The organism is Meiothermus sp., assembly GCF_025056915.1.
In the GTDB taxonomy this organism is placed as follows: Bacteria; Deinococcota; Deinococci; order Deinococcales; family Thermaceae; genus Meiothermus.
The window spans coordinates 1-17,371 of sequence record NZ_JANWVH010000064.1 but is presented as its reverse complement, the minus strand read 5'-3'; the positions used below and the strand labels follow the sequence as shown (position 1 = coordinate 17,371).

The following is a 17,371-nucleotide window of genomic DNA, read 5'->3' as shown; positions in this document are numbered from 1 at the left end:
TGAAGTCGTCGTTGCGCGGCAGGCCCCACTGCTGGGCCGCCTCGATAAAAGCATGGGTGAGGGGGTTGGTGTACTTGCGTATCTCCACGTGCAGGGGGCCCTGGTCGCCGTGGTACGCGGAGGGGCCTAAGGGGTGGGTCTCGAGCTTCTTGAAATAGGGCAACACCTCGGCAAACGACCACCCGGGCTGCTGCCAGTCGTCGTAGTCGCGGGGGTTGCCGCGAATCACAATCATGGCGTTGATGCTGCTGCTGCCGCCCAGCCCCTTGCCGCGCGGCCAGTAAAGCGCACGCCCGTTCAGCTCGTCCTGCGGCTCTGTGTAGAAGGCCCAGTCGGAAGGCCCCTTGAAGAGCTTGGGGAAGGCTGCGGGGGCCTTGTGGTAGAGGCCCTGCTCGGGCTCGCCGGCCTCGAGCACCAGCACCTTAAGGTCGGGCCTGGCGCTCAGCCGATGGGCCAGTACACACCCTGCCGACCCCGCCCCCACGATGACGTAGTCGTATTCCTGTCTCATTCGCATTCATTTTAGTCTTGCCCCAATCAATACGCCATGCGCACCTTTATCTGGCCTGTTGTGCCTAGTCCAAAAAGTTTTGTAGTATGTTCTCATAGCTGCCAAGAACCCATTGGCTCGAGCATCGCCCAAGGCTCGTCCGATGAATCGGTGAGAAACCCGCCTTCTTGGCCGGGCTTGATTGGGTCATCGGCTCAAACAGGCCCCTGTGCCGTTAGAGGCCAACCATAGTCTGCATCGGTGGCTTTGCCGGCCCCCGGCCCCTCGCGGCGCCTACCCCTTTGGGGGGTTTACAGGTAAAATCCGCTGGCATGGCCTTATTTGCCGTGAATAAACCACTGGGCCGCACCTCGCACGATGTGGTCGATATGGCCCGTAAACTGCTGGGCACCCGGCGGGTGGGCCACACCGGCACCCTCGATCCGCTGGCCACCGGGGTCTTGATTCTGGCATCGGATGTTTCCACCAAACTGGTGCCGTTTTTATCAGCCGAGAACAAGGAGTACCTGGCCTGGGTTTCGTTTGGCGCCACGACTGAAACCCTGGACGCGGAAGGGCCCGTTCTGGAAGAGAGCGCCCGGCGTCCAAGCCGCCGCGAGATTGAAGCAGCCCTGCCCGCATTTTTGGCCCTGACCGAGCAGCTGCCCCCGGCTTACTCGGCGGTGAAGGTGGGCGGGGTCAAAGCCTACGAAGCCGCGCGAAAAGGACAGGCGCTGAAGCTCGAGGCCCGTCCGGTTCGCTACCACGAGGTTTCCCTCCTCTCATATGACCCGGCCCCCATCGCATACCGCATCGCCCACGCGGCGGCGGGTTGGCAGCTATCCCAGCGGGGCCGCAAGGTAGAGCTGCCCAAGCCCCTGGGCGACTACCCCACCGCCGTCATTCGCCTGGTGGTGGGGCCTGGAACCTATGTGCGCTCGTTTGCCCGAGACCTCGGCGAACGACTCGGCAGCAAAGCCTTCCTCTCGGGCCTGATACGAACCAGGGTGGGGAAGATTGGCCTCGAGCAGGCCCAGGAAATCGAACACCTGGACATCAAGAAAACCCTGGACGAACTCGAGGCCCTCTCCTGTCCCAGCGTGGAACTCTCCCAGGCCGAGGCCAGGCGGGTGATGGAGGGCGTACCGCTGCCCATCCCGGCCAGGGGACTGGTCGCGCTGGTCGGCCCCAAGCGCCGCCTGGTGGCGATGGCCGAGGGGGATGGCTTCAAGCTGCGCATCAAGCGGGTGTTCAAGGAGTAATGCGCAGCCCCAAAGATACTTATAAACGCCCACAGATTCCCAAGACTGATAGCTCTCAAGCCACTCCCTATCGCCCAAAGAGGGTTTGGGGGGGCACAAGACCCCCCATCTGCTCTTGCATGAAGGGCCAGGTCGGCAACCCCACCTGGGGGGAGAGCGAGTCCAGGCCAGGACTGACTGATCGCGCCTGTTCTGTCCAGGACAAAGCTTTCTTACAGTCGAATGGCTCTAAATATGTGAAGAGCGCTCAAAATCGCTCACCGTGTGGGTGTGGATGTACGGGCTTGCATGCGACAGTGTGGTAATACCAACCTTACGCGAACCCTTTGCATACGAAGCAGTGAGGCAGGACGTAGGGGCAGGTGTGGGAGACCCCCACCTTGTGTATTCTTGAAAGCTGCTTGTATGCCTGAAGCGGGTCTAACCGGCCCGTTGTATTCAACCAACCTCGAGGGTCTCTTTGATGATGGGCTGTGAAAGGACCACCGAAGTGCGGGTGCTGCCGTAGAAGCCGAGCTGCTGGATGAGGTCTTGCAGATGCTCGACCGAGGTTGTGATGACCTTGGTCACAAAAGACGCTTCGCCGGTCACAAAATAGCATTCGCGCACCGCAGGGGTGGCCCGGGCAAACTCGAGCATCTGCTGGTAGCGCCCCGGCGGGGTGGCTACCTCGATTAGGGCGGTGATGGTGTAGCCCAGCGCGCCCGGATTGACCCGCGCGCCATACCCGGCAATGATGCCGGCGTCTTCCAGGCGGCGCACCCGTTCCGTCACCGCGGGGGTCGAGAGCCCCACCCGACGGCCTAGCTCACGGTAGGAGAGCCTGCCGTCCTTTTGCAGTTCGTTCAGAATGGCGATATTGGCCTGATCGAGCAGTTTGGAAGCCACAAAGAGCATTATGGCTTAAGTTTGTAAAGCCAATCAACGTTTTGCTTTTATTTTGCCGCTTTCATTTGGGCCGGAATCCCCCTAGGCTTGGGGAAAAACAGGAGGTTGCTATGGTGATTGGTGTACCCAAAGAGATCAAGACACTCGAGAACCGGGTGGCCCTCACCCCGGGGGGCGTGACCAGCCTGGTTCGGCGGGGGCACAGGGTTCTGGTGCAGCAGAGCGCCGGGGTGGGCTCGGGCATATCCGACGCCGAGTATCAAAAAGCCGGGGCCGAAATTGTGAGCGCCCCGGAGGCCTGGGCCGCCGACCTGGTGGTCAAGGTCAAGGAACCCATTGCCGAAGAGTACAAGTACCTGCGTAAAGGGCTTATTCTCTTCACCTATTTGCACCTGGCCGCCGACGAGGCGCTGACCCGGGCCTTGCTCGAGGGCGGTACGACCGGCATCGCCTACGAAACGGTGCAGCTCGAGGACGGCTCGCTGCCCTTGCTGCTGCCCATGAGCGAGGTGGCCGGGCGCATGGCCCCGCAGGTGGGGGCAGCGGCGCTGGAGAAGCCCCACGGTGGGCGCGGGGTGCTCTTGGGGGGCGTGCCGGGGGTGGCGCCGGCCAGCGTGGTGATCATCGGGGGGGGTATCGTGGGCACCAACGCTGCCAAAATCGCCCTGGGCATGGGCGCTCAGGTCACCATCCTGGATGTGAGCAAGGCCCGGATGCAGTACCTCGACGATGTGTTTGGGGGGCGGGTGATTACCCTCTCGTCCACCGAGGCCAACATTGCAGCCTCCATTCGCCACGCCGACCTGTTGATTGGGGCGGTGCTGATTCCCGGTGCCAAAGCCCCCAAGCTGGTCACCCGCGAGATGCTTTCGACCATGAAAGAAGCCTCGGTGATTGTGGATGTGGCGGTAGACCAGGGGGGTTGTGTGGAGACCATCCACCCCACCACCCACGCCAACCCCACCTACGTGGTGGATGGGGTGGTGCACTACGGCGTGGCCAACATGCCGGGTGCGGTGCCGCGCACCTCGACCTTTGCCCTCACCAACCAGACCCTGCCCTACCTGCTCAAACTGGCCGAAAAGGGCCTGGACGCCCTGCACGAAGACCCCGCCCTGATGCTGGGCCTCAACACCCACCAGGGCAAGCTGACCTGCTTGGGGGTGGCGGAAGCCTTCGGAATGCCCTACACCGAGCCTAAAGCCGTGCTGTGATGCTTCTGGGCTGTGCAGTAGAGGCGCCCCTCTGACCAAAACCTCCTCTGCGCTTGCGGTACCCTGGAGGGGAGGCCAGGCCATGTGGCGCGGAGGGTGGTTTTTGCTGTGGATGCTGGTAGGGGTTGGCCCGCTGGCCCTGGCGCAGGGTGTGCCCTGGGTGCCTGGCGAACGGCTGGTCTACCACCTGGCCTGGCAGGGGATTGGGGTAGGGAGGCTCTACCTCAGCGCCGACCCGATTGAGGGCGGCTGGCGCTTTCGCCTGAAACTCGAGCCCACCGGACTGGCCCAGGCGGTCGGCTATGGCCTCGAGGCGGAGAGCCAGGTCGGTTTCGACTTCTTCACCGACCGCTTCTGGCAAACCCTGACCGAGCCCTTCAAGGGCACCACCCGGCTCATTTTCGAGCGCCAGGAGAACAGCGGCTCCCGGGCCCGGGTGATTTACCCCGATGGCAAGCAGTCGGGTTGGAGCAGCGCCAGTGAAGAGGTGATGGATCAGGTCTCGCTGGTCTATTATTTGCGCCTTCGTCCCGAAACCCGTCTGATTCGTGCGGTGGATTATCCCAGGCTGGCCGAGGGCCGGCTCGAGCTTCTAAGCGGCAACGGCCTGGTGGGCTACCGCTTTGCCCGCGAAGACTTGCTGGTGGAGGTCTGGTATCGCCTGGACGCTCGCCGCACCCCGGTTCGCCTCATCTTTGGGCGCGACTTTGGCCGCCTGGAAGCCACCCTGATTGAAAGCCTCAACGGGCGCTAGGGGGCCCGCAATGCAAAAACTTGGAAACTGGCTGGGGGTGCGTTATAGTTGCCCCATAAGGGCTCAAATCAACCCCGGGTAAAATTTTTTCGCCGAATAGGCGGGTGGGGTTGAAAAGTGCAAATCTGGAGGCCTGTTTTGAAAGGGAACATTACCGTAACCGAAAGCGCGCTGGCCGCCATTCTGGGCCTGGCTGCGCATGAAGTGCCGGGTGTGCTCGGGATGAGTCCGGCTGGTATCCGCGAATCCATCAGCCGCATCCTGGGCAGAAGCGAGGCCAGCGAGGGGGTGGTGGTCAAGCCCGACCCGGGCGCCGCCGGAAAGTATCAGGCCGATTTGTATGTGGTGCTGGCGTTTGGCGCCCGCATTCCCACCGTGGTGGATAGCATCGGGGAGCGGGTGCAGTGGGCAGCCAAAAGCCTGGCAGGGGTCGAGCTTTCCACCGTGCGCATTCACGTGGTGGGGGTGAGCCGTGGCTGAGGCCCTTTCGCCTGCCGAGCTGGCCGGGGCTTTTCGTTATGCAACCGACTGGTTTGCCGTTTACGTCGAGGAGGCCAACGCCCTGAACGTGTACCCGGTGCCCGACGGCGACACCGGTACCAACATGCACCTTACCTTGCAGTCGGTGCGACGCGAACTCGACCTGGCCGACACCAGCAAGATGAGCGAGGTGGCGCGGGCCATCAGCTATGGTTCGCTGCTGGGCGCGCGGGGCAACTCAGGGGTTATTACCTCGCAGATTCTCAAGGGCTTTGCCGAGACCATCAAGGAGGCCCGGGCGGTGACCCCCGAGCTTTTGGCCAGGGCCCTCGAGGAAGGTTCTCGCATGGGCTACAAGGCGGTGATGAAGCCTGTGGAAGGCACCATCCTGACGGTCTCGCGCGGGGTTGCCGAGGGGGCCCGGCAGGCCGTTGCAGAGGGGGCGGCGAGCCTCGAGGCGGTGTTGCAAGGGGCCCTGCAGAAGGGCCGCGAGGCCTCCGACCGTACCCCCGAGCTGCTGCCGGTGCTCAAACAGGCCGGGGTGGTGGATGCGGGCGGGGTAGGCCTGTTGCGCTTCGTGGAGGGCCTCGAGGGCTACCTCAGGGGTTTGCCCCTGCCCGAACCGCCCAAAATCGAAAGGTACGCCCAGACCGCTTTCGAGGAAGAAGAGTTCGGCTACTGCACCGAGTTCCTGATGGAAGGGGTGGCCGAGCCGATTGAAAAAATCCGCGAGGCGGTGTCGTCTTTTGGCGACTCCTTGCTGGTGGTGGGGGCCGAGGGCTACGTCAAGGGCCACATCCACACCAACGACCCCGACGGCCTGCTGGCCCGTGTGGCCCGCTATGGCCGGATGGTGCGCACCAAGGTTGAGGACATGTCGCAGCAGCACACCGAAATCCTCTCCATGGCCGGGGCCGCCGACGAGGCCCCTCCGCCCACCGGTCTGGTTGTGGTGGCCAACGGCTGGGGGCTGGTCAAGGCGTTCCGGGGCTTCGGAGCCCGCGTGGTGGCTGGGGGCCAGACCGCCAACCCCAGCGTGCAGGACATCCTGGACGCCATCAAAAGCCTGCCCAACCCCGAGGTGATTGTGCTGCCCAACAACGGCAACGTAATCATGTCGGCCCAGCAAGCGGCGGGCCTGGCCGAGGGCAAGACCGTGCACGTGATTCCCACGCGCACCATGGGCCAGGGGCTGGCGGCCAGCGTGCGCTACCAGGCCGAACTCTCAGCCAGTGAGCTGCTCCCGGAGATGGAGGAGGCCTCCAGGCAGGCGGCCACCCTCGAGGTCACCCGGGCCAGCCGCAGCGTGGAGATTGGGGGGGTTAGCGTGACCGAGGGCCAGCCGATTGGGCTCAGGGACGACAAACTGGCCCTGGCCGCCGACACCCCTGAGGAGGCCCTGCTCAACATGATTCAACTGGCCTCCCAGGATCGGGAGTACGAAATACTGACCATTTTCCACGGCCCCACGGTGCCCAAAGAGACGCTGGGCACCCTGGGGGCCCGCATAGCCCAGGCTTTCCCGGACTTGAGCCTTGAGATTCACCCCGGGGGGCCCGACCTCTACGATTACCTTGCTGTGCTGGAGTAGTTGCGAACCCACCGGCCTGGGCGGGGTCGGATGTTCAGATCCGGCAGTGCGTTTCGCGGCAGCGTTACTTATGTTCGCCAGAGGCGTAATGCAAGCCTGCCGATTTGTTCCGGATAAAACCCGTCCAGCACGAGATAAATCTGGTATACCAGCCCATGAAATATGTCAGGGAGCCTTCATGGCTAAGATGAGAAACCTCAAGAAACACTTTAGCTTGGACTCATAAAACCAAGTCACAGGTAAACCCTGTCTGGCAAATAAAAGTAAAAAGAGCTGGGTGTTGCTCAGGTTAAGGCTCACAAGTAAATGAGAGACGTGACGCCTTTTTCTAAGAGAACCTGAGAACACCCCCCCTACCCTCGAGGAGGTATGGAACGGCTATTCCACCTCCGCATTCCGAGTCTGATCCTGCTCATTGCAGTGTTCGGATTGAGCTGGGCCCAGGCCCCTCGGGTGATGATCCTGAAGGCCACGGCCTACACCTCCTCGGTGCGTGAGACCGACAGCACACCTTTCATCACCGCCACCGGGGCGCGCACCCGCATCGGCATCATCGCGGTCAGCCGCGATATGCTGCGCGAACTGCCCTATGGCTCTAAAGTCTTGCTCGAAGACCTGGGCACCTCCGCCGGGGTGGGCAAGGGGCGCTTCAACTACCTGCTCCAGGGGCGGGTTTTTGTTGTAGAGGACACCATGCACCCCCGTAAACGGGAGCGCCTGGATGTGTGGCTGCCCGACCGCAGCACGGCCATCCGCTTCGGGGTACGCAACCTTCGGGTCACGGTGATTCAGCGCGGGCGAGGGTAAAGTAGTCTGGTGGCACGGGCCTGGCGTCCCCAGGCTCCTGGTTGCTGGGGCCTTCCCACCATGCTTGGGCTCGCTTCCCAGGCACTTCGGCCTCGAGGCAGCAGCCTGATTTCCATGGGTGGTTGGCCTGGTGCTGGCCCCCGACCCCTGGCCCTATGCGCTTTGTCTGGTTTCTCGCCCTGCGCCAGTTGCGCTATCGCCGCACCCAGAGCCTGATTACGCTCCTGGGGGTGGCGGTGGGCATCATGGTGCTCACCACCGCCCTATCGCTGACCAACGGCTTCATCCGGGGGCTGGTTGAGGCCACCCTCAAGGCGGTGCCCCACCTCTATTTGCAGAGCCTGAACCCCGAGAATAGCCCCGCTCCGCCCGCCCACCCGGAGGTTGTCGGGCAGGCCCCGGTCCTGCTGACCAAGGCCCTGCTGACCCGCCGGGCCGAGGCGGGCCGCTCGGCTGGGGCCGACTTTGCCACCCTGATAGGCCTGGGGGAGGGCGGGCAGGCCGTTTACCCCGACCTCGACCTGTCCCGGCTCAGGGAGGGCAGCATCGTTTTGGGCAGCGCGCTGGCCCGCAGCCTGGGGGCTTATCCGGGCGATAAGCTGTTCCTGGTTTCGATTAACCAGAAGCGGATTCAGCTCGAGGTGGTCGCCACCTTCCAGACCGGCAACTACCTGCTCGACGCCGGCTTTGCCTTCACCACCCTGGCCGACACCCGCGAACTCCTGGAGCAGCCCAGCGCCCTTTCGGGCTACCAGTTCCGCCTGCGCGACCCCGACAAAGCCCCCGAGGTGGGGATGGCCCTGGCCGGGCGGCACTACTTCCCCCAGACCTGGCAGTCCAGCAACCGAACCCTTATTGAACAACTGGCCCTGCAAAAGCGGGTGATTGGAATTGTGGTCTTCCTGATTGTGGTGGTGGCAGCCCTGGGCATGGCCAGCGTGCTGGTGCTCACGGTGATCGAAAAAACCCCGGACATCGCCCTGTTGCGGGTGATGGGGGCCGGGAGCGCCCAGGTGGCCGGGGTGTTTGCCTTGCAGGGCCTTGTTTTGGGGGCGCTGGGCATTCTGATGGGCAACCTTTTGGGATTTGGCCTGTCGAGCTACTTCCGCTGGCGCCCGGTGGAGATTCCCGGCGAGCTCTATTTTCTGACCCGCCTGCCGGTGGACATCAAAACCTCCGACTTCGTGTGGGTCTCCTGCTTCAGCCTGCTGGTGGTGATGCTGGCCTCGTTGCTGCCCCTCTGGCGGGCCTTGCGGATCAAGCCGGGGGAGGTGCTGCGATAACGAATCAGTCTTTCAGGTCTTTTGGGAAATCACGAGGACGCCACTTGTAAAGAGCATAAGAAAGTTCCTCTTCAGCCTCTTCTAGTTGTTGCACTGCGTCGAGGAGTCCTTCTAACATGGCTTTATATCGCGAAATGGATGAGATATGAGCAATACTTACTGGGGTAGCTTGCGCTGGCGCATTCAAAGCGTGTGGTAGCAGGACGGATTCCCTATAGTGATGACAGATTTGTATGTGATGGGAGAGTATATTGTTAGCCCGGATGACCCGGTTTGAGCCAACGAAGACTTCATTTGGCAAGATGCCTACACTTCTCAGCTGAACCTCTTGCAGTTGAGTAGATTCAGCTGTGATTATCGGAATTAAGTCAGTTAAGACCACCCAATCGTTTAGGCTTATTGCACCTTGCGCCACAACATTGTCAATAGTTTGGATAACATTATCTATATGATTTTTCACGGGTATTACGTCTTCAGACCTTTTGCGATTCGGACGATTTTTGTAGTAAGCAATCAACCAATCTCGCGTATAGTTTGTTTGCCTAGAATACTGTAGATATACTCCCAGATAAGCCCCAAGACAAACTCCAAGAAATGAAACAACTACCTCTAAGACGTTCATAATCAGATTTTATTTGCAAAAGTAAATGCTGAATATTTATCGCGATAATCAAGAGAACAGAAATCTCCTAATCACCTACACCCAGCTCACCGCCCCAAAGGTATCCTCCCGGCGCGGGCTGGTGGAGAACATCACCACCGGGGTCTGGGTGTAGTCCTCGATCAGCTCGATGAAGCGCTTGACGCTCTCGGGCAACTGCTCGCGGTTCCCGATGCCCGAGAGGTCGCCCCAGCCGGGGATTTCCGCGTACTTCACGCGGCCATCGGGAAGGTGCTCGAGGCCCACTTTCACGGTGGGGAAGCCCGAGAGCACGTCCAGCTTGGTAATGACCAGCCCATCAAAGCCGTTCACCTCGCAGGCATACTTGAGCAGCACCAGATCAAGCCAGCCGGTGCGCCTTGCCCGCCCGGTGGTCACGCCAAACTCGCCCCCCTTCTGGCGCAAAAACTCGTCCTCTTCGCCGTGGAGTTCGGTGGGGAAGGGGCCGTTGCCCACTCGAGTAGCATAGGCTTTGGCCACCCCATACACCTTGTTGATGGCCTTGTGGTTGACGCCGGTGCCCACTATGATGCCGCCCACGGTGGGGTGGGAGCTGGTCACGAAGGGGTAGTCGCCGTAGTTGAGGTCGAGGAGGGTGGCCTGGGCCCCCTCGAAGAGCACCTTTTTGCCGTGCTTGATGGCCTCGCGCAGCAGGGCTCCGGTGTCGGTGATGTGGGGGGCCAGTACCTCGCGCATTTTGGAGAGGTCGGCCAGGGCTTTGGCGGGGGTGTCCCAGCCGGCCTCGCGGGTCGAGTTGGGTTTTTCGGTCAGCAGGGTCTCGACCCGCTCCTTCAGCACGGCCTCGTTCAGCAGATCGCCGGCCCGAATGCCCACCCGCCGCGCTCGGTCGGAGTAGGCCGGCCCGATGCCCCGCTTGGTGGTGCCCACGAAGTTGTTGCGGGCCTCCACCGCCTTGTGGTGGGGGAGCACCAGATGGGCTTTATCCGAGACCAGCACCCTGGGCTGCAAGCCCTCGGCGCGGATGCTGGCCATCTCTTCGGCAAAGCGGAAGGCATCTATCACCATGCCGTCGCCCAGGATGTTGGTGGCCTGGGGGTGGATGACCCCGGTGGGCAGCAGATTGAGCTTGAAGGTTTTGCCCTGGGCCACCACGGTGTGGCCGGCGTTGGCCCCCCCCTGGTAGCGCACCACAAAGTCGGCGTTTTCTGCGAGGGCATCGGTTACTTTGCCCTTTCCTTCGTCGCCCCACTGGGCTCCAATGATGGCAATTCCTGGCACGAGATATAGCCTAAAGCCAAAGGCCGAAAGCGCAAAGCCCGTTGCCCGGGTTCCTATTGTGCTCTTCACAGACGTGGCCGCCCACGAAAACGAGAAGGGACAAAGAGACGTGCCTCACCGAGGTGAGGCACGCTTGTCTGCGTTGCGTCTGGGCCGAGACGCATGTTGGTGAGTTTCCAGGCGGCCACTGTTCTGTTCAGAACCAGGCTTTCTCGAACTCGAATGGCTCACCATATGCGAAGAGCGCTCTAAAAAACAAGCCCCAGGAGTCTGCCTCCTGGGGAAGATTGGCTGGGCCCTTTTACCGGGGGTTCAGCACCACCCGGCAGCTGCTCTGGCCGCGGCTGCCCTGCTGGCCCTGGCTGTAGAGGTTGGCCTCGCCGCGCAGCACGCCGTCTAGGGCGTTCTGGAACTGTTCGTCTAGCAGGCAGGAGATGAGGCCCTGTCCCAGGGAAATGTCTATGCGCAAAGTGCGGCCCACATAGGTGAGGCGCATGGTCCAGTCGGTGGGAAGCAGATCGCCGCTGCGGTTTTCCACAATTTTGGCACCGCCCGAGAACCCGTCGCTTTCGGCTTTGCTCAGGGTGAGGTTCCAGGCCACGTTGAAGGCCTCGAGGCGCCAGGTCTGGCCTGCTACCGGCTCCCGGCGGGCTTCCTTGAGCCAGATGGGGGCTCCGGCGCTGCCCGAGATACCGGCGCTGGCGCTGCCCAAAGAGGCGCTGCAAGGCAGCCCAATCAGCGCCACCGTGCCCTTGCCGTCCGGCTGGATGAGGCAGGTAAAGGGCGAGGCAACGCTCGAGGCCGTTGTAGGGGCCTTGAAATCGAAAACCAGCACGTTTTTGTAACTGGTGCCGGGCAGGGTCTCGGCAAAGTAGGCCACCTGGGCGGCCCGGGTGTCCACCCCCTGGGCCTGGGCCTCGAAGATGCCATTCTGGGCCATGCCCAGGCGCACGTTCCAGGCAAGGCGCTGGCCCTGGGCCTCGATGGTGAGGTTCCAGACCTGGCCGGTCTCGAGCCTGGGCGGCCAGGGGCTTTGAGCAAAAGCTGCGCCGAACAACGCCATCAGAATCAAACCTGGAAAGGGCTTCATATGGGCCGATTGTCTCATGGTGGGGCTGCCGGGGCATGGTTACCCATCACAGGCTTGGCCGAAGGGGAAGAAGAGCATCCTTCAAGCGAGGCCGTAAAGGTTGTTCAGCAGGCATTTGTAGAGGTGTTCACCTCCAAAAACCCTGGGGTTGCGGGTCGAGTGGCTGCACTGGGGTTTGCTCGCCTGTAAGCATCTGCCGAACCCCAGCCATCGGCACACCTCGCCCGCCTGCCCTTCCGATGGCATCGTCATAGATGGGCTTCCTTATGCGCTTTGCTCCATACGGGAAGCATGGCGGTTCGTCGTCTCCGCTTGGGTTGCACAGCCAGCCTGCGGGGCTGTGGTTTGTTTCACTTTCTATACCCCCAAAACGGGGGGTGTGACCTGGGTTGTGCATTTTGAACACGGGATTCCGGTTCACCGTGTTACCCTGCATGAGAGGGTTAACGAAGGAGTTCACGCTTTGAGAAAGGGAGGTAACGAACAAAAGACGCGAGCTGGTGGAGAGCCTCACCGGGCCGTGTCTGTTTCCCGGCAGGGGTTATGGAGGCTATCCCAGGCTCAATCAAACCTGGCGGCATATCTCCATGCACTGATTGCGCGCCGCCGAGACCGCGGCCATTGCCAGCAAGGGATTCACACCGGGACTTTGGCCACGCCCCAGGGGAACTTGCAAGGAGTGTAGGCATGAATAAAGCTGGAGGACCGATCCAACTCAAACTATGGGGCCCGGCCCGCCTGGAGTATCAAGGACGCGAGCTAAAGCTTCAGCGCAAGGGTCTGGCCATTCTGTATTACCTGGCCCTGGAAGGGGCCACCCGGCGGGAAGTGCTGGCCGACCTGCTCTGGGGCCACAGCGCCGCCTCGCAAAACCTGCGGGTGGAGCTGCACCGCCTGAGCCAGGCCCTGGCCCCGCTGGGCTATACCCTGTTCAAAGCGGGCGAAGACCCCTTGCAACTCCCGCCCTTTGTCTCGCTGGACCGCACCCCGGCCCCGGGGGCGCCCATGGAGGGACTGGAGGAGCTTTCGGTGGAGTTTAGAGCCTGGCTCGAGGGCCAGCGTTCGCAACTCATGGCCAATAGCTCGGGAACCGTCGGACGCGAGCGCCTGGTGCAGGAGGTGGCTTCGCAAATAACCCTGCCCTCGGTGCTGATTCTGATGGGCCGCCCCGGTTCGGGCCGCACGGCTTTTGCCCAGGCCCTGGCCAAAGCCCTGGGAATGCCTTTTTTGGAAGGCCCCCGGGGGGGCGGCAAGGCCCTGCACTACCTGCGCCCGCCCTACACCGATGTTTCCATGGAGCGCATCCTGACCGACCGCGACGGGTTGTGGGTGGTGGAGCGCTCTTCCTACGGGGAAGACCCCAAGCTGATCCTGGAGCTGCGCAGCCACTACCCTGCCGAACGCACCCGCTACATCACCCTGCCGCCCCTGTCCTGGGCCGAGGCCCGCGCCTCGATGCTCTCTAACCTGCCCTTTGCCCAGGCTGCCCGCCTGTTCCTGGCCTCGGGCGGCTCGCCCGGCCACCTGCGGGAGCTGCTGGCCGTGCCCCACACCGGCAACGATGTACCCCTGCCCCAGCGGGTGCGGGCCCAGGTGCAGCTCGAGGCCCGCATGCTCTCGCTGGAGGCCCGCCTGGCCCTCGAGCGGCTCTCGGTGCACCCCGGCCCCTACAGCCAGGGCCTGCTGGATGCGCTCGAGGCCACCCCCTATCTGGACGAGCTCGAGCGCCGCGGCTGGCTGGTCTATGTCGGGCAGTGGCAGTTCGCCGACGATGCCAGCCGCCGGGTTTTGTACCTTGGACTGCAACCGGGGCGCCGCCAGCAGTACCACCGCCAGGCGGCCCTGCAATGCGCCATGGAAGAACAGCGCATGGCCGAGGCTTATCATCGCCTGATGGCCGGCGATACCGCCGACTGGGGCAGCTTTGTCAATAGCCTGCCGGGCTGGACCCGCTACGGCCTCAAGGCCTGGCTGGGCATGAACGAAACCCTGCCGATGGGCCCCAGCACGAGTGAAATGGCCCGGGGCAGCGAGCTGGCGCTGCTCGAGGAGGCCCGCTTTGGACAGGGCTTTGAGGTAGATGGCCGCCATGTGCGCTGGATACGCACCCCCTCACAGGCCACCACCTCGGGCATCATGTGGGCCAGCCACGACGAAGCCTCCCTGCTCCACCTCAAAGGCCACATCTACGTGGAAAACCCCCTGGGGGTCGGCATTTCGGGCCGCGCTGCGCCCCTCATGCTCGAAATCCAGGAGCCCCGAGAGGCCCGGGTGATTTTCCTGCCCAGCATCCAGGCCGGCGCCCTGGCCGACAACGCCCTGTTGCTGCCGTTGCAAGACGAACTTGACGTCTGGTTCAGGGTTCCGGCTGGGGCCAGCATCCGCCTCACCAGCAGCGCCGAGAGCTGCCTGATTGACCTGGAGGCCACCTCCTACCGGGTGGCCCCGGCAGCCCAGGCCCTGTCCGCACCAAAAGTGGAGGTATTCGAATTTTTTCGTAGCGCGGTAGAAGCCGCGAGGAAATACTGAATCCTCCAACAAGAAAACTGGGGCGTGGAGCCCCGGTTTTTGCTTGAAGGGGGGGTCTTATCCCATCCTTGCCTGACCCTTCACGGTGGCAGGGGGCCGGAGTTGGAGGCTTTCAACCCACTCTCAGCGGGTGTCTTCTTGAAAGCTGTTGGTGCGCCCGAAAATAGCCTTCAGCAGCGTCACGCCGGGCAGCAATCCGCGAGGCCCGCCTCTTGCAGCCAGCGCTTGAGCTTGGCGATGGAGAAGCGGCTCATGGACGCGGCGTGGCGGCCATAAACCAGGGTGGGCACGCTGCGCTTGCCGTGGTTGAGCTGCATGACCAGCTCGGCGGCGCTCGAGTCCTGCTCGATGTCCACTTCGGTAAATGGTATGCCCAGGGCCGAAAGGGCCTGTTTGGTTGCGCGGCAGTCGGGGCACCAGGCGGTGGTGTACATGGTAATCATAGCCAGGCGTGAGTGTACGCGGGCGGTGGGCCCAACTGTGTGCTTTTGACAACGCTGCGGCTTCTGCCAAGGCCCGTTCCAGCCGCTTGCGTCTTTCCGGGTGCCCTCTGTCTCACCGCGCGGTCACTATCGCGCCCTTCACAGACGTGGCCGCCTGGATAGGCCGCCACGGTTCTGTCCAGGACAAAGCTTTCTTATGCTCGAATGGCTCTAAATGTGTGAAGAGCGCTCTAGGCTTCGCCGACCTCGAGGGCCGCCGTCAGGGCCGCCCCCAGCAGCCCGGCCTCGCTGCCCAGTTTGGCCAGGTAGATGGGGGGGACGATCCAGTTTTCCATGTAGCGCTGATACGAACGCATCACCTCGTCGAGGTAAGCCGGGCCTGCATTGAGGGCCACCCCACCCCCCAGCACCACCACCTCGGGGTCGTAGCACTTGACCAGCGAGGCCAGGGCAATGCCCACCCAGCTTGCGGCCTGCAACACAATCCGGCTGGCCCTGGGGTCGCCTTGCTGGAACAGGGCAAACAGCTCGCGGGTGCCCATCTCGCGCTTGAAGGAGGCCAGGGCCATGCGCTCCATGGCCGGGCCGGTGGCCAGCGCCTCGAGGCAGCCGTCCAGCCCACAGCCACACAGGGGGCCGCCCGGCTGCATGGTGATGTGCCCGATCTCGCCCCCCTGACCATTCACGCCCCGCAGCACCTTGTTGCCCCACACAAAGCCACCCCCCACCCCGGTCGAGACCGTCATGAAGAGGCTGCTCTCGGCGCCCTGGGCTGCACCCAGCTTGTGTTCGGCCAGGGCAGCAGCGTTGGCGTCGTTTTCCAGGTAGACCTTGTGGCCGGTGGCCTCCTCGAGCAGCTCCACTATGGGAAAATCGGTGAAGTTGGCGATGTTGGGCGCAAACTTGATGCGGCCCCGCTTGAAGTCCAGCGGGCCGGGGGTGCCCAGACCAATGGCCTTGACGTGGCCAGCACCTGCTGCGTCCATGGCGGCCCGGGCGGCCTGGGCCATGGCCTCGATGACCGCCCGCCCCCCCTCTTCCGGCGTGGGTACCGTGACCCTGGCCTGAATGACGCCTTCGTGCAGCACCCCTGCCAAAATTTTGGTTCCGCCCAGGTCTATCCCCACTACGCTCATGATGGCTCTCCTTGGTGGTCGCGTTCGATGATCAACATGGCTTCGGTGCAGAGCGCCTCGGGCACCCAGAGGCTCACATCGCCGGTGTAGGTGCCCAGGTAGGCTTCGGGCAGACCCAAGCCGGTAAAAGGGGTCTCGAGGTACACCGGGATGCGCCGCTCTTCCAGCCTTGCCCGGATGCCCTCGGCAACAACCCTGGGCGCCGATAGAAGCAGCCCATAGGGTATTTCCCCAATCAGACGACGGGGCACGGGTTCCTCTTCCTTGCTGGGGTCGTTCATTGGCTAACAGCATAACAGCCCCAGGCCAGGGGTTTACGACACCGTGCATCGGCCAAACTTTTGGACTCGAGGTTCCTGCATTACCCGGGATTTACAAACAAGCCCGCTAAGCTAGAAGGCGGTAGCTATGCTGGCGCAGGTACGAACCTACAGTCTGTTTGGCCTCGAGGCCCTGCCCATCACGGTGGAGGTAGATGTTTCGCAGGGGATGCCCTTCTACGCGGTGGTGGGCCTGCCCGACAAGGCCGTGGAGGAGTCGCGCGAGCGCGTGCGGGCCGCCCTCAAGAACGCGGGTTTCCCCTATCCGCAGGGGCGCATCGTGATCAACCTGGCCCCGGCGGAGCTGCGCAAGGAAGGCACCCATTACGACCTGCCCATCGCCCTGGGCCTGCTGGCCGCTACCGGCGTGCTGCCCATGGAGGCCCTTCGGGGCTACGCGGTGGCCGGTGAACTGGGCCTGGACGGCGAGCTGCGCCCGGTGCCGGGGGCGGTGAACCTGGCCCTGGGGGCCCTGCAAGAGGGCCATAAGCTCCTGATGCCCCACGCCTCCGCCGAGGAGGCGGCCCTGATCGAGGGGGTGCAGGTTTTTGGGGCGACCCATCTGGCACAACTGGTACGTTTCTTGGTGGGAGAGGAAGATCTGCCCGCCACCCGCTCGAGTGAGGGGTTGGAGGGTCTGGAAACCAGCCTCGACCTGCTTGACGTGAAGGGCCAGGCCAAGGCCAAGCGGGCTTTGGAGATTGCCGCCGCCGGGGGGCATCACCTCCTGATGAGCGGGAGCCCCGGCTCTGGAAAAACCATGCTGGCCAAGCGCCTGCCGGGGCTGCTGCCGCCTTTAGCTGCGGAGGAGGCGCTCGAGGCCACCCGCATCCACTCCGCCGCCGGGCGGCTCATGCGGGGCCTCATCAAAACCCCGCCCTTCCGCAGCCCCCACCACACCGTCTCGGACGCCGGCCTGATTGGCGGGGGTACCATCCCCAAGCCCGGCGAAATCTCCCTGGCCCACCGGGGGGTCTTGTTCCTCGACGAGTTCCCCGAGTTCTCCCGCGATGCGCTGGAGGTGCTCCGCCAGCCGCTGGAGGACGGGGTGGTCACCATCTCGCGGGCCCGGGCCAGCTTCACCTACCCCGCGCGGTTTCTGCTGGTGGCGGCCATGAACCCCTGCCCCTGCGGCTGGTACGGCGACCCGGAAAAACCCTGTAGCTGCACCCCGGTCCAGCGCA

Annotated in this window: 17 protein-coding genes; 9 read left to right on the top strand and 8 right to left on the bottom strand. The window is 63.2% G+C overall.

Annotated features, from left to right (window positions below; genetic code table 11):
• Positions 1–511, bottom strand: a 511-nt coding sequence (locus NZN28_RS10635) for a GMC family oxidoreductase (protein ID WP_295398007.1), incomplete at its 3' end; no start/stop codon positions are given.
• 311 nt (positions 512–822) lie between these two features.
• On the opposite strand from NZN28_RS10635, the gene truB reads away from it, so the two are divergent.
• Entirely contained in the window at positions 823–1,752 is a 930-nt protein-coding gene (truB, locus tag NZN28_RS10630; protein ID WP_295398005.1) for a tRNA pseudouridine(55) synthase TruB, read from the top strand.
• 438 nt (positions 1,753–2,190) lie between these two features.
• On the opposite strand, the gene NZN28_RS10625 is transcribed toward truB, so the two are convergent.
• A complete protein-coding gene (locus tag NZN28_RS10625) occupies positions 2,191–2,649 on the bottom strand; it encodes an Lrp/AsnC family transcriptional regulator (RefSeq protein WP_295398003.1) in 459 nt (152 codons plus the stop codon).
• A gap of 101 nt (positions 2,650–2,750) precedes the next feature.
• Between NZN28_RS10625 and ald the strand changes: the two genes are divergently transcribed.
• From ald to NZN28_RS10595, 6 genes are all read left to right on the top strand, one after another.
• Positions 2,751–3,854: an alanine dehydrogenase gene (gene ald, locus NZN28_RS10620; protein WP_295398002.1), complete on the top strand. Its 1,104-nt coding sequence runs from the start codon at positions 2,751–2,753 to the stop codon at positions 3,852–3,854.
• Between the two features lie 82 nt (positions 3,855–3,936).
• Entirely contained in the window at positions 3,937–4,608 is a 672-nt protein-coding gene (locus NZN28_RS10615) for a DUF3108 domain-containing protein (protein ID WP_295398000.1), read from the top strand.
• 138 nt (positions 4,609–4,746) lie between these two features.
• On the top strand, positions 4,747–5,088 hold the full coding sequence (locus NZN28_RS10610) for an Asp23/Gls24 family envelope stress response protein (protein WP_295397998.1): 342 nt from the start codon (positions 4,747–4,749) through the stop codon (positions 5,086–5,088).
• Positions 5,081–6,679 (top strand): DAK2 domain-containing protein, encoded by a 1,599-nt coding sequence (locus NZN28_RS10605; RefSeq protein ID WP_295397997.1) that lies wholly within the window; start codon positions 5,081–5,083, stop codon positions 6,677–6,679. Before NZN28_RS10610 ends, NZN28_RS10605 begins: the two co-directional genes overlap by 8 nt.
• A 369-nt stretch (positions 6,680–7,048) precedes the next feature.
• Positions 7,049–7,486, top strand: coding sequence for a hypothetical protein (locus NZN28_RS10600; RefSeq protein WP_295397995.1), 438 nt, complete (start codon positions 7,049–7,051; stop codon positions 7,484–7,486).
• Between the two features lie 155 nt (positions 7,487–7,641).
• Complete coding sequence (locus NZN28_RS10595; protein WP_295397993.1) at positions 7,642–8,769, top strand: ABC transporter permease; 1,128 nt, start codon at positions 7,642–7,644, stop codon at positions 8,767–8,769.
• Positions 8,770–8,773: 4 nt separating this feature from the next.
• On the opposite strand, the gene NZN28_RS10590 is transcribed toward NZN28_RS10595, so the two are convergent.
• The 3 genes from NZN28_RS10590 to NZN28_RS10580 form a co-directional block, all read right to left on the bottom strand.
• Positions 8,774–9,391, bottom strand: coding sequence for a hypothetical protein (locus NZN28_RS10590; protein ID WP_295397991.1), 618 nt, complete (start codon positions 9,389–9,391; stop codon positions 8,774–8,776).
• Between the two features lie 75 nt (positions 9,392–9,466).
• Positions 9,467–10,669 (bottom strand): adenylosuccinate synthase, encoded by a 1,203-nt coding sequence (locus NZN28_RS10585; protein ID WP_295397989.1) that lies wholly within the window; start codon positions 10,667–10,669, stop codon positions 9,467–9,469.
• 301 nt (positions 10,670–10,970) lie between these two features.
• Positions 10,971–11,759, bottom strand: a complete 789-nt coding sequence (locus tag NZN28_RS10580; protein ID WP_295397987.1) for a hypothetical protein — start codon at positions 11,757–11,759, stop codon at positions 10,971–10,973.
• A 687-nt stretch (positions 11,760–12,446) separates the two neighbouring features.
• Between NZN28_RS10580 and NZN28_RS10575 the strand changes: the two genes are divergently transcribed.
• Positions 12,447–14,288, top strand: coding sequence for a transcriptional regulator (locus NZN28_RS10575; RefSeq protein ID WP_295397985.1), 1,842 nt, complete (start codon positions 12,447–12,449; stop codon positions 14,286–14,288).
• A 179-nt stretch (positions 14,289–14,467) separates the two neighbouring features.
• Here NZN28_RS10575 and NZN28_RS10570 read toward each other — a convergent pair whose 3' ends face one another.
• From NZN28_RS10570 to NZN28_RS10560, 3 genes are all read right to left on the bottom strand, one after another.
• Entirely contained in the window at positions 14,468–14,731 is a 264-nt protein-coding gene (locus tag NZN28_RS10570) for a glutaredoxin family protein (RefSeq protein WP_295397983.1), read from the bottom strand.
• Between the two features lie 230 nt (positions 14,732–14,961).
• Entirely contained in the window at positions 14,962–15,867 is a 906-nt protein-coding gene (locus NZN28_RS10565; protein ID WP_295397981.1) for an ROK family protein, read from the bottom strand.
• The gene (locus NZN28_RS10560) at positions 15,864–16,148 is read right to left on the bottom strand and encodes a hypothetical protein (RefSeq protein WP_295397979.1); all 285 of its coding nucleotides are present in this window, start codon (positions 16,146–16,148) and stop codon (positions 15,864–15,866) included. The genes NZN28_RS10565 and NZN28_RS10560 overlap by 4 nt, the downstream gene beginning before the upstream one ends.
• A 127-nt stretch (positions 16,149–16,275) precedes the next feature.
• On the opposite strand from NZN28_RS10560, the gene NZN28_RS10555 reads away from it, so the two are divergent.
• A partial coding sequence (locus NZN28_RS10555) for a YifB family Mg chelatase-like AAA ATPase (RefSeq protein WP_295397978.1) occupies positions 16,276–17,371 on the top strand: 1,096 nt, incomplete at its 3' end.

Bases quoted from the DNA above. Each gene is read 5' to 3' on its own strand.
- truB (WP_295398005.1), top strand. From the start codon at position 823: ATGGCCTTATTTGCCGTGAATAAACCACTGGGCCGCACCTCGCACGAT.
- NZN28_RS10625 (WP_295398003.1), bottom strand. From the start codon at position 2,649: ATGCTCTTTGTGGCTTCCAAACTGCTCGATCAGGCCAATATCGCCATT.
- ald (WP_295398002.1), top strand. From the start codon at position 2,751: ATGGTGATTGGTGTACCCAAAGAGATCAAGACACTCGAGAACCGGGTG.
- NZN28_RS10615 (WP_295398000.1), top strand. From the start codon at position 3,937: ATGTGGCGCGGAGGGTGGTTTTTGCTGTGGATGCTGGTAGGGGTTGGC.
- NZN28_RS10600 (WP_295397995.1), top strand. From the start codon at position 7,049: ATGGAACGGCTATTCCACCTCCGCATTCCGAGTCTGATCCTGCTCATT.
- NZN28_RS10595 (WP_295397993.1), top strand. From the start codon at position 7,642: ATGCGCTTTGTCTGGTTTCTCGCCCTGCGCCAGTTGCGCTATCGCCGC.
- NZN28_RS10590 (WP_295397991.1), bottom strand. From the start codon at position 9,391: ATGAACGTCTTAGAGGTAGTTGTTTCATTTCTTGGAGTTTGTCTTGGG.
- NZN28_RS10580 (WP_295397987.1), bottom strand. From the start codon at position 11,759: ATGAAGCCCTTTCCAGGTTTGATTCTGATGGCGTTGTTCGGCGCAGCT.
- NZN28_RS10575 (WP_295397985.1), top strand. From the start codon at position 12,447: ATGAATAAAGCTGGAGGACCGATCCAACTCAAACTATGGGGCCCGGCC.
- NZN28_RS10570 (WP_295397983.1), bottom strand. From the start codon at position 14,731: ATGATTACCATGTACACCACCGCCTGGTGCCCCGACTGCCGCGCAACC.
- NZN28_RS10565 (WP_295397981.1), bottom strand. From the start codon at position 15,867: ATGAGCGTAGTGGGGATAGACCTGGGCGGAACCAAAATTTTGGCAGGG.
- NZN28_RS10560 (WP_295397979.1), bottom strand. From the start codon at position 16,148: ATGAACGACCCCAGCAAGGAAGAGGAACCCGTGCCCCGTCGTCTGATT.